Source organism: Bradyrhizobium sp. Ken51 (genome assembly GCF_055807435.1).
On record NZ_JBVVPB010000012.1, the window covers coordinates 226368 to 236992 of the forward strand.

11 protein-coding genes are annotated in these 10625 nt (G+C 64.7%); 5 read left to right on the forward strand and 6 right to left on the reverse strand.

Annotated features, from left to right (window positions below):
* Positions 1-6 precede the first annotated feature (6 nt).
* The 3 genes from AC0L27_RS21605 (at position 7) to AC0L27_RS21615 (ending at position 3449) form a co-directional block, all read left to right on the forward strand.
* Positions 7-597: an SCO family protein gene (locus AC0L27_RS21605; RefSeq protein WP_354207554.1), complete on the forward strand. Its 591-nt coding sequence runs from the start codon at positions 7-9 to the stop codon at positions 595-597.
* Positions 598-689: 92 nt separating this feature from the next.
* Positions 690-1625, forward strand: coding sequence for a transporter substrate-binding domain-containing protein (locus AC0L27_RS21610; RefSeq protein ID WP_354207556.1), 936 nt, complete (start codon positions 690-692; stop codon positions 1623-1625).
* A gap of 180 nt (positions 1626-1805) precedes the next feature.
* Entirely contained in the window at positions 1806-3449 is a 1644-nt protein-coding gene (locus AC0L27_RS21615) for a lysine--tRNA ligase (RefSeq protein ID WP_027570003.1), read from the forward strand.
* 196 nt (positions 3450-3645) lie between these two features.
* Here the strand turns inward: AC0L27_RS21615 and AC0L27_RS21620 are convergent, their stop codons facing one another.
* Together AC0L27_RS21620 and AC0L27_RS21625 are read right to left on the reverse strand one after the other, a co-directional pair.
* Entirely contained in the window at positions 3646-4392 is a 747-nt protein-coding gene (locus AC0L27_RS21620) for a carbonic anhydrase (protein WP_275174606.1), read from the reverse strand.
* A gap of 93 nt (positions 4393-4485) precedes the next feature.
* Positions 4486-5139 carry a S24 family peptidase gene (locus AC0L27_RS21625; protein ID WP_354255983.1) on the reverse strand — a complete coding sequence of 218 codons (654 nt, stop codon included), beginning with the start codon at positions 5137-5139 and terminating at the stop codon, positions 4486-4488.
* Between the two features lie 204 nt (positions 5140-5343).
* On the opposite strand from AC0L27_RS21625, the gene AC0L27_RS21630 reads away from it, so the two are divergent.
* Positions 5344-5688, forward strand: a complete 345-nt coding sequence (locus AC0L27_RS21630) for a DUF952 domain-containing protein (protein ID WP_275174600.1) — start codon at positions 5344-5346, stop codon at positions 5686-5688.
* On the forward strand, positions 5685-6782 hold the full coding sequence (locus AC0L27_RS21635; protein WP_354255980.1) for a quinone-dependent dihydroorotate dehydrogenase: 1098 nt from the start codon (positions 5685-5687) through the stop codon (positions 6780-6782). The genes AC0L27_RS21630 and AC0L27_RS21635 overlap by 4 nt, the downstream gene beginning before the upstream one ends.
* A gap of 100 nt (positions 6783-6882) precedes the next feature.
* Here the strand turns inward: AC0L27_RS21635 and AC0L27_RS21640 are convergent, their stop codons facing one another.
* The 4 genes from AC0L27_RS21640 to AC0L27_RS21655 all read right to left on the reverse strand — a co-directional run.
* Positions 6883-8214: an MATE family efflux transporter gene (locus tag AC0L27_RS21640; protein WP_354207563.1), complete on the reverse strand. Its 1332-nt coding sequence runs from the start codon at positions 8212-8214 to the stop codon at positions 6883-6885.
* Position 8215: 1 nt separating this feature from the next.
* Complete coding sequence (locus AC0L27_RS21645) at positions 8216-8950, reverse strand: MBL fold metallo-hydrolase (RefSeq protein ID WP_354207565.1); 735 nt, start codon at positions 8948-8950, stop codon at positions 8216-8218.
* Between the two features lie 78 nt (positions 8951-9028).
* A complete protein-coding gene (locus tag AC0L27_RS21650; RefSeq protein ID WP_354207567.1) occupies positions 9029-9331 on the reverse strand; it encodes a DUF6460 domain-containing protein in 303 nt (100 codons plus the stop codon).
* 121 nt (positions 9332-9452) lie between these two features.
* A partial coding sequence (locus AC0L27_RS21655; protein WP_473320272.1) for an ATP-dependent DNA ligase occupies positions 9453-10625 on the reverse strand: 1173 nt, incomplete at its 5' end.

Consider the following 10625-nt stretch of genomic DNA (forward strand, 5'->3'; position numbering starts at 1 on the left):
TCGCCCATGAGCTCCGCCGCCCGTCCGCTGGTGATCGCGACCGCCTTCGCCGCAAGCCTCGTCCTTGGGCTCCTGATCGTATTCTGGGCCATGGGCGGGGTCGGCAAGGTGGTGCAGCCGGCCGCGATCGGCGGCCCGTTCCAGCTCACCGACCAGAACGGCAAGGCCGTCACTGACAAGAACCTGAAGGGCAAGCCGACCCTGATCTTCTTCGGCTACACCCATTGCCCCGACGTCTGCCCGACCTCGCTGTTCGAGATCTCGGAAGTGCTGCGCGCGATGGGCAAGGACGCCGACAAGGTCAATGCCGTCTTCATCTCGGTCGATCCCGAGCGCGATACGCCGGCGGCGATGAAGGATTATCTGTCGAGCTTCGACCCGCACCTCGAAGGCCTCAGCGGCGATCCTGCCGAGACCGCCAAGGTGATCACCTCCTACCGGGTCTATGCCAAGAAGGTCCCGACCAAGGACGGCGACTACACCATGGACCACACCGCGCTGATCTATCTGATGGACCGCGACGGCCGCTTCGTCTCGCCGTTCAACCTGAAGCGCACGCCGGAAGAGGCCGCGGTGGAGTTGAAGCGGTATCTGTAGGCTCCCCTATTAGCTGCAATCCGCGCTCGCGTTCCCGGCCGGATGGGCTATAAGGCCCTCCGATCCCAACGAAATTCGTTCATTTTCAGCCGATGGCTCCATCGCAACAGGCGAAATCGTCCAAATCCGCCCGTGGCTTGCTGACCGGGCTGGTCGCCGGCGTCTGCCTGCTCGTTGCTGCGCCATGCGCGCAGGCGCAGGCCCCGGCCAAGCAGCCCCCAGCGGCGCCGCAAGCCTCACCTCAGGTCGCGCCCCAGGCGGCGCCGCAGGCCGTGCCGGGCTTCTGGGACCCGCGGCGGCGGCCGGAGCGGCCGGATTTGTCGCGCCTGACCGTGATCCGTTTCCTGACCGAGACCGACTATCCGCCGTTCAACTATACCGGCGCCGACGGCAATCCCGCCGGCTTCAACGTCGACTTCGCCCGCGCTCTCTGCGAGGAGATCAAGGTCACCTGCACGGTGCAAATGCGCCGCTTCGAGACGCTGGTGGATGCACTCGCCTCCAACCGCGGCGACGCCATCATCGCCTCGATGGCGGTGAGCCCGCAGCTCCGCGCCCGGGTCGACTTCACCGATCCCTATTATCGCGTGCCGGCGCGCTTCGCTTCGCGCAAGGACGCAGTGATGCCGGAGATCAGGCCCGAATATCTCGAAGGCAAGAAGGTCGGCGTCATCGCCGGCTCCGCGCATGAAGCCTATCTCAAGGCGATGTTCACGGACGCCGAACTGCACTCCTATCCCAACGACGATGCCGTGCGCGCCGCCTTGCGCAAGGGCGAGGTCGATTTCATCTTCGGCGATGCCATCGCGCTCGCGTTCTGGATCAACGGCACCGATTCCGGCGATTGCTGCGCCTTCTCCGGCGGTCCCTTCGTCGAGAGCCGTTTCTTCGGCGAAGGCATCGGCATCGCCGTGCGCAAGGGCAACGACGTGCTGCGTCAGGCCCTGAACTGGGCGATGTTTCGCGTCTGGGAAAAGGGCCGCTACACGGATTTGTGGCTGCGGTATTTCTCGGTGAGCCCGTTTTAGCTTCGCTGGCTCCTCGTCGTCATTGCGAGGAGCGCAGCGACGAAGCAATCCAGGCTGTTTCTGCGGAAAGATTCTGGATTGCTTCGCTTCGCTCGCAATGACGGTGGGTGCGGTTGCCCGCCCCGCAAAATTGCATTCTGCCCGGAAATCGCTATTTTCCGCGGCCCGGAGGCCCCTTAGATGTCCGTTATCGATCTTGCCGCGAACCCGAGCGATCTGCGTGCGCTCGCCGAACAATCCAACGCCTGGCCGTTCGAGCAGGCGAAGGCCATTGTCGCGCGGCTGAAGAAAAGCCCGAAGGACGAGGTGCTGTTCGAGACCGGCTACGGGCCATCAGGCCTGCCGCATATCGGCACCTTCGGCGAGGTGGCGCGCACCTCGATGGTGCGGCACGCTTTTCATGTGCTGACCGAGAACAAGATCAAGACGCGCCTGCTCGCGTTCTCCGACGACATGGACGGGTTTCGGAAAGTGCCCGACAACGTGCCGAACAAGGAGATGCTGGCCGCGCATCTCGGCAAGCCGCTGACGCGCGTGCCGGATCCGTTCTCCAACGAGTACCCGTCGTTCGGGCACCACAACAATGCGCGGCTGCGCGCCTTCCTCGATCATTTCGGCTTCGACTACGAATTCGCGAGCTCGACCGACTATTATACGTCCGGCCGTTTCGACGCGACGCTGCTCAAGATGTTAGCTGCCTACGACAAGGTGATGGCGATCATCCTGCCCACGCTCGGACCCGACCGCCGCGCGACCTATTCGCCGTTTCTGCCGATCAGCAAGACCACGGGTGTCGTGCTCCAGGTGCCGATGATCCGCCGCGACGTTGCAGCCGGCACGGTGACCTATCTCGATCCCGATACCAACCAGGAAGTCGAGACGCCCGTCACCGGCGGCAACGTCAAGTGCCAATGGAAGGCCGACTGGGCGATGCGCTGGGTCGCGCTCGGCGTCGATTACGAGATGGCCGGCAAGGATCTGATCGACTCGGTCAAACTCTCCGGCGCGATCGCGAGGGCGCTCGGCGCCACGCCGCCGGAAGGTTTCAACTACGAGCTCTTCCTCGACGACAAGGGCCAGAAGATCTCGAAGTCGAAGGGCAACGGCCTCACCATCGACGAATGGCTGCGTTACGCCTCGCCGGAATCGCTGTCGCTGTTCATGTATCGCGAGCCGAAGGCGGCCAAGCGGCTGTATTTCGACGTCATCCCGCGCAACGTCGACGACTACCAGCAGTTCATCGACGGTTTTGCCAAGCAGGACGCCAAGCAGCAGCTCGGCAATCCGGTCTGGCACGTCCATAGCGGCCATCCGCCGAAGTTCGACATGCCCGTCACGTTCCAGCTCTTGCTGACGCTGGTGTCGTCGTCGAATGCGGAGAATGCCGAGACGCTGTGGGGTTTCATTGGCCGCTATCGGCCCGGCGTGAGCCCGCAGACGCATCCCAAGCTCGACGCAATGGTCGGCTATGCCATCAATTATTATCGCGACTTCGTCGCGCCGACGAAGACCTTCCGCGAACCGACCGAGACCGAGCGCGCGGCGCTGCAGGATTTGCGGGATGCATTATCGCAGCTTCCGCAGGACGCTTCGGCCGAGGACATCCAGAACGTCGTCTACGAGATCGGCCGCCGCGAGCCGTTCCTCGATCAGGTCAAGAAGGGCAAGGACGGCCGTCCCGGCGTGACACTCGACTGGTTCAACATGCTCTACCAGGTGCTGCTCGGCCAGGAAAAGGGCCCGCGCTTCGGCTCCTTCGTCGCGGTGTATGGCGTGCAGAATGCGGTGAACATGATCGACGGCGCGCTGGCCCGGAGTGCGTAGCGGTGTTGTAGGAACGGGATGTTTCTACCACGTCGTCCCGGCGAAGGCCGGGACCCATACCGCGTGATCTGTCGGGTAGCGACGGTCGTCGTACCGAAGCGCAACTTCGATCCTCCGCCCAACTTCTCCCTGTGGTTATGGGTCCCGGCCTTCGCCGGGACGACAATTTGGTTGGGTTCGGACCTTCAGCCCCCGCTCAGATCGAGCGCAGCACGTAGCGGCGGTTGTCCTTCTGCACCGGGCGCGCGTTCATCGGATAGAGCTTTGCGAACGCGGCGACGTCGGTGGCCGACACCTGGATCGGGTTGGTCAGCAGCAGCCATTCGACCACTTCCGAACAGGGCGGCGTCGTCAGCGAGCCGGGATAGCGGAAGTAGCTGAGCCTCGTGGGCAGCATGGCGTGGGGATCGATGGTCGTATCCGCCTTCACGGCGGGGCCTTCCGCGGCCGGCATGGTCTTGACGATCTTGCCGAAGGCCGGGTTCGGCTTGCCCTCGGCCATCAGCACGCCGACCACGGCGAGCCCGCCGGCCTCGTTGCGATGGACGAAATGCGCCTCCATCGGAAAATTCTTGCCGCCGATCATGTGCTCGCTCGGGCGGTGGAAATGCACCTGGAGCAACTTGTATTTGACGTCGCCGAGCGTGAGCGTGCTGCCCTCGCTGAAGTTGAGCTGGATCGTGTGCCCGTTGTTGACGATGGTGTCGGCGCTCTTGCCCCAGTTCAGCTTCAGCGCGGGCAATTGCGATTTGACCGTCGCCTCGATGTCGATCGGCGATTGTTGCAGGCCGACCGCGCAGGCCTTGTTGGCCGCGTCGAGCTCGCCCCATTTGGCGCCGGCGCCTTCATAGCTCCAATGCGCACCTTCGGCGGCGAAGGCCGGCTTGCAGAGCGGACAAAGCGCAAGACCCGCGAGGGCCTTCAATGCGTGACGGCGATTCATCATATTCCCCCTAACATGAATTTGCTCGGCAATGAGTGGCGGCAACCTATGCGAGAGAGATGCTGAGTCGCAAGGCTGCCAGGCGAGACGCGATCACTGGCTTGCCCACGCGATCCGCGCGATCCAGCCGACCTCGCTCGCTGCCATCGTCCGCTCGGCCTGGGAGGGATCGAGCGGCTGCAAATCCAGAGCCTTTGCCGTGCGGCGCTTCAGCGTCGCCACCGTCACCTCGCCCGCCTTAGTCTTCACCACCACGCGATCCCCTTTGCGGATCGGCGCGCCGGGCGCGACCAGGATGATGTCGCCGTCGCGATAGGCGGGTGCAAGCGCTTCGCCGGTAATCTGCAGCGCGAAGCTGTGGTTGCCCTCGGCGGCGGGAAGGGCAAATTCGGTCCAGCCCTTGCCGACGGGAAAGCCGGACTCGTCGAAGGCGCCGCTCGCGCCTGCCAGCGCGAAGCCGAGCAGCGGCACCGAGCGGCCGCCGCCCGCGTCGTCGCCGACCAGCCTGGCAAAGGTGTCGATCGAGGAATCTGCCGCCGCCAGCGCTTTCGCGATCGATTCTGTCGACGGCCAGCGCTCGCGGCCGTCGGAGGTGACGCGCTTGGACTTGTTGAAGGTGGTGGGATCGAGCCCGGCGCGCTTGGCGAGGCCGGACGGCGACAGCCCGGCACGCTCCGCCAGCCGATCCAGTGCACCCCAGATCTGGTCGTGGGTGAGCATCCTCTGCGCTTTGGCCTGCTTGACCATGGAAGGTCCAGCCCGTCGCAACTCAGGAAAACTATCCTCAAATCAACCGGTTTTCCGCTTTTCGTGCAAGAGGCGGCGTCTAAGTCTTGAGTTCGGCAGGGGTGGCCTTTACGGTCCCGCCCGGGATTTAAAGACCCACGAGAGACGAAAATCCCCAAGAGACTCAAAGAGCTGTCTCCACGGGCAAACAGGGCTGCGTAAGCGGTGGTCAAGATCTACAAAATCTGTCCGGCCTCGGCCTGGCGCGAGGCGGAACGGCAGGGTGTCTACCGCGGCAGCGCGGACGATTCGCGCGACGGATTCATCCATTTCTCCACCGCTGCCCAGGTTCCCGAGACCCTGCAGAAGCATTATGTCGGGCAGCGCGCGCTGTTCCTGGTCGAGGTCGACGGCGATGCGCTCGGCAGCGCATTGCGCTGGGAGCGTTCGCGCAATGAGGAGCTGTTTCCGCATCTCTATGGCGAGCTCGATCTCGGCGCGGTGATTGCCGTGATGAACCTCAACACGCGCTCCGACGGCGGCCACGACGTTCCGGAGCTTGCCCCGTGATCCGCGCCTTCGACGCTCTCTCACTGCCGGTGTTGCGCTGGCTCGATCCCGAGGATGCGCATCGCCTCGCGATCCAGGGCCTGCGCTTCCTGCCGCCGGGCAAGCCGCACGCTGATGATCCCAAGCTTGCGGTGCGTGCGTTCGGGCTCAACTTCCCCAATCCGATCGGCATGGCCGCGGGTTTCGACAAGAGTGCCGAAGTGCCGGATGCGCTGCTGCGGCTCGGCTTCGGCTTCGTCGAGATCGGCTCGGTGACGCCGAAGCCGCAAAGCGGCAATCCGCGACCGCGGCTGTTTCGCCTCGAGCGCGACGAGGCCGTGATCAACCGCATGGGCTTCAACAATGACGGCGCGGAGACAGCCCTGCGCCGGCTCGCGGCGCGCGCGCAGCACGGCGGCATCGTCGGCGTCAATGTCGGCGCCAACAAGGATTCGCCCGATCGGGTCAATGATTACGTTAAGCTGATCGAGACCTTTGCGCCGGTCGCGAGCTATTTCACCGTCAACGTGTCCTCGCCGAACACGCCGGGCCTGCGCAATCTGCAGGAAGGCGCGCTGCTCGACGATCTCCTCGCCAGGGTGATCGACGCGCGCGAGCGGGTGCGCGAGAGCGCCGGCGACACGCCGGTGCTGCTCAAGATCGCGCCGGATTTGAGCCTCGCCCAGCTCGATGACGTCGTGCAGGTCGCGCGCTCGCGCCGGGTCGACGGCATGATCGTGTCGAACACCACGATCGCGCGGCCGAGCACGCTGCGCGAGGAGATGCGCGCCAAGGAACAGGGCGGCCTGTCCGGCCGGCCGCTGTTCCGGCTGTCGACACGGATGGTCGCGGAGACCTATGTGCGCGTCGAGGGCGCATTCCCCCTGATCGGCGTCGGCGGCGTGGATTCGGGCGGCGCCGCGCTGACGAAGATCCGCGCCGGCGCGAGCCTGATCCAGCTCTATTCGTCGCTGGTCTACAAGGGCCTCGGCCTCGTCGACGAGATCAAGCGCGACCTCACCTCGACCCTATTGCGCACGGGGCGGGATTCTCTCTCCGAGATCGTCGGCTCCGACGCAGCTACGCTGACGGCGGAAGACTGGCCGGGGATGTAGCTCTTCGCCGCGTAGCCCGGATGGAGCGAAGCGCAATCCGGGATTCTATCCGCGGACGCGAAGGCCCCGGATTACGCTTTCGCTCCATTCGGGCTACGAGTTACAGCGACTGCTTCGAAAACGTCTTCCTGTACAGCGCCGGATAGCGCGCGGCCTGCAAGCCGCCGCGCGAGACATAGGAGGCGATCAGCGCGCTCCACAGCCCGGCATTGCCGAACGATTGCAGCGCCCACCATGTGGCGAGGAAGATCGCGAGCGAGGCCAGCATCAGATTGCGCATCTCGCGCGCCCAGGTCGCGCCGATATAGATGCCGTCGAAGCCGAAGGCGAACACGCCGGGGATGGGCGCAAGCACGACGAACGGCAGGAATTCCCGCGCGCCGCGACGGACGCTTTCGCTCGCCGTCATGAAATCGATCAAGTTCGGCCCAAACAGAGCGAACAGCGCGGACACGACCAGCGCGAAGCCGAGCCCCCATAGCAGCACCAGCCGGGTCGAATCCGCAAATCCCCTGGCGTCGCGTGCGCCGAGCGTACGGCCGCAAAGCTGCTGGGCTGCGTTGGCAAGACCATCGAGGAAGAAGGCGCTGACCAGCAGAAAATTGTTGAGCACGGAATTGGCGGCCAGCGTGACGTCGCCGGCCCGCGCGCCCTTGGCGGTGAAAAACAGAAACACGGCGATCAGCGCCGCGGTGCGGATCAGGATGTCGGAATTCACCGCCAGCAGCCGCATCAGCTTGGCCCGGTCGAACAGCTCTGCGTATGGCACCGCGAACCCGCCGTCCGCATAACGGCGGCAGACCATCACGCCGAGCCCGAATCCGGCCGCTTCGGACAGCAGCGCCGCGATCGCAGCACCCGCGATGCCGGTGTCGTAGACCAGCACCAGCAGGATCGTCGCCGCCGCGTTGACGAGATTGATGACGACCTGGAGCGCGAGCGCCGGATTGGCGCGGGCTTGGCCGACCAGCCAGCCGAGGATGACGTAGTTGGCGAGCGCCAGCGGCGCCGACCAGATCCGGATCACGAAGTAGGTTTTTGCCGCGCGCGTGACGCCCTCGCTGCCGCCCATCAGGTCGAACAGCACGGCGGCCAGCGGCAGTTGGAGCGCGATCAGGGCTATCCCGACCAACCCGGCGACGATCAGGCCGCGCACCAGGATCGCGGTCAGCTCGCGCGTCTCGCCGGCACCGAGCGCCTGCGCCGTGAAAGCGAGCGTGCTCATGCGCAGGAATCCGAACAGCCAGAACAGGCAATCGAAGATGACGGACGCGATGGCGACGCCGCCGAGCAGCGCGGCATCGTCCAGCCGTCCGATCGCGGTGGTCGAGACCACGCCGATCAGCGGCGTGGTGAGGTTCGCGACCATCGCGGGACCTGCGATGGCGAAGACCTGACGGGAACCGATCTTCAAGTGAACGGGTGCGTGCATCTCAGAACACGAGCACCATGCCGTCTTCGGCGGTGAGATGGGCGATGTCGTCAAGGCGCGACAGCACGTCTTCGCTCATATGGGTGAGGACGAGGCGTTTTGCGCCGATTTCGGGAAGATGCTGTTCCAAGGTCTTCAGGCTGAGGTGATTCTTGACCACCTTCTCGTACATATAGGCTTCGGCGATGAAAAGGTCCGCGCCATGCGCCAGCGGAATGAGCGTCTCCGTCCATTCGGTATCGGCGCTGTAGGCCAGCGTGCGGCCCTCGGCTTCGACGCGATAGGCGAGGAACGGCCCGCCCGATTCGCCGTGCACGACGGGATAGGGCGTCACCGCCACCGCGCCGAAGCTTTGGCTCTGCTCCGGCGCGAGCTCGACGACCGACAGCTCGAAACGCTTTTTCGTCGTAGAGGAATGCTCGAACAGAGCCTCCATCACCGCACGCAGCCGCGTCTCGATGCCTTTGGGACCGGCGATCGTGAGGGGCCGCGTTCGCCGCGAGAATTGCGCGTCGAGCAGGACAAACGGCAGCCCGGCAAAATGGTCGCCGTGGAAATGCGTGATCAGGATGAGGTCGATCTCGTTGCAGTCGATCTCGAGCCGCTTCAGCGCCGGCAGAGCCGACGCGCCGCAATCGATCAGGAAGTTGGCCTCGCGCCCCGAGACGTGGAAGCAGGTGTTGAGCCTGCCGCCGGATCCGAAGGCGTCGCCGCAGCCGACAAAGCGCAATTGCATCCGCCGCTGGCTCCCTAGAGCATGATCCGGAACAGTGTGAAGCGGTTTTCCGACAAGATCATGCTCAAAAGTAACGACTTACCTGCGAGGCGCGCCGAAAACGCGCATCAGCAGCCAGATCGGAATCACGATCACAGCGCCGAGCAGGAAGTAGCGCCACAGCCAGTTCACGGTATCGAAGCCGAGATCCCACAGCCGCTGAAACAAGAGACGAATGCTGTAGATGATATTCCAGGGATCGAAGCCGATCGCTGCCAGCACGACGCCGACCAGGATCGAGAGCAGCACCAGGCGAAACGCGACCGCCAGCGGCGAGCCGCCGAGAAAGCGGTTCAGGCCGTCAGCGCGGCCGGCCGGCAAATCTCTGACGTCGTGGGCCATCTCAAACTCCTCAGGGGATTCGACCCTACCATAGGGCACGGCGGGGGACATGGGGAACCCGTGAGGGGGCGTCAATCGGGTTACGGGATTTTAATTCGGGCAAGCGCATGCCCAGGGCTTCTTAAGCATCAATCTCCGCCGCTTCCGCTTTCAGCATCTTTTCCAGCGTTTCCAGCCGGTCGGCTTCCCGCGGCGGCTTGTCCCAGCGCAAGCGGCTGATGCGGGGAAAGCGCATGGCGACGCCGGATTTGTGCCGCGGCGAGCGCTGCAGCCCCTCGAAGGCGACCTCCAGCACCAGCCCCTTGTCGCCCTCGTGCACGACGTGGCGGACGGGGCCGAATTTTTCGGTGGTATTGCGACGCACGAAGCGGTCGATCTGGAGCAACTCCTCGTCGGTGAAGCCGAAATAGGCTTTTCCGACCGGCACCAGCTCGTCGCCGTTGTCGCCTTCAGTCCAGACGCCAAAGGTGTAGTCGGAATAGAAGGACGAGCGCTTGCCGTGGCCGCGCTGCGCATACATCAGCACGGCGTCGATGATGTGCGGATCGCGCTTCCACTTCCACCACTGTCCCTTCGGCCGGCCCGGCAGATAGGGCGCATCGCGCCGCTTCAGCATCACGCCCTCGACGGCGTCCGCATCTTCGCCCGCACCGGCGCTCGCGGGATCGGCCCGTGCGGCTGTCAGCGCCTCCCAACTTGCGAACGGCACGGTGGGCGAGAGATCGATGCGGGGATCATCAAGCTTGCCGATGAAGGTCTCAAGCCGCTCGCGACGCTCCGCGAACGGCAATTCGCGCAGATCATTCTCATCGTCGCCGAGCAGATCGTAGGCGCGCAGGTGAATCGGAAACTCCTTGATCAGCTTCGGAGACACAACCTTGCGGTTGAGTCGCTGTTGCAGAACGTTGAAACTCTGCACACGCCCTTCGCGCAGGATCAGAAGCTCGCCGTCGATGGCGCCGGGTAGCCGCAGCGACGGCACGAAGTCCGGGAAGCTGCCGGTGATGTCCTCGCCGGTGCGCGAATAGAGCCGCGCGGTGATGTGGCCGTGCTCGTCGCGGCCGGCGACCGCCTGCACGCGGATGCCGTCCCATTTCCATTCGGCGATGTAGTCGGCGGGATCGAGCGCCGCGAAATCGGTGTCTTCGATCGCGTGCGCCAGCATGACGGGACGGAACGGGGCGGGATCGCGATTGACCGGCTTGTCGCCGCGGCCTTCCAGCCAGGCGAAGAGAGCCGTCCGCCATCCCCAGCGGTCGGCGATCACTTGCGCGACCAGGAACGAGAGGCCGAC

Bases quoted from the DNA above. Each gene is read 5' to 3' on its own strand.
- AC0L27_RS21605 (WP_354207554.1), top strand. From the start codon at position 7: ATGAGCTCCGCCGCCCGTCCGCTGGTGATCGCGACCGCCTTCGCCGCA.
- AC0L27_RS21610 (WP_354207556.1), top strand. From the start codon at position 690: ATGGCTCCATCGCAACAGGCGAAATCGTCCAAATCCGCCCGTGGCTTG.
- AC0L27_RS21615 (WP_027570003.1), top strand. From the start codon at position 1,806: ATGTCCGTTATCGATCTTGCCGCGAACCCGAGCGATCTGCGTGCGCTC.
- AC0L27_RS21620 (WP_275174606.1), bottom strand. From the start codon at position 4,392: ATGAATCGCCGTCACGCATTGAAGGCCCTCGCGGGTCTTGCGCTTTGT.
- AC0L27_RS21625 (WP_354255983.1), bottom strand. From the start codon at position 5,139: ATGGTCAAGCAGGCCAAAGCGCAGAGGATGCTCACCCACGACCAGATC.
- AC0L27_RS21640 (WP_354207563.1), bottom strand. From the start codon at position 8,214: ATGCACGCACCCGTTCACTTGAAGATCGGTTCCCGTCAGGTCTTCGCC.
- AC0L27_RS21645 (WP_354207565.1), bottom strand. From the start codon at position 8,950: ATGCAATTGCGCTTTGTCGGCTGCGGCGACGCCTTCGGATCCGGCGGC.
- AC0L27_RS21650 (WP_354207567.1), bottom strand. From the start codon at position 9,331: ATGGCCCACGACGTCAGAGATTTGCCGGCCGGCCGCGCTGACGGCCTG.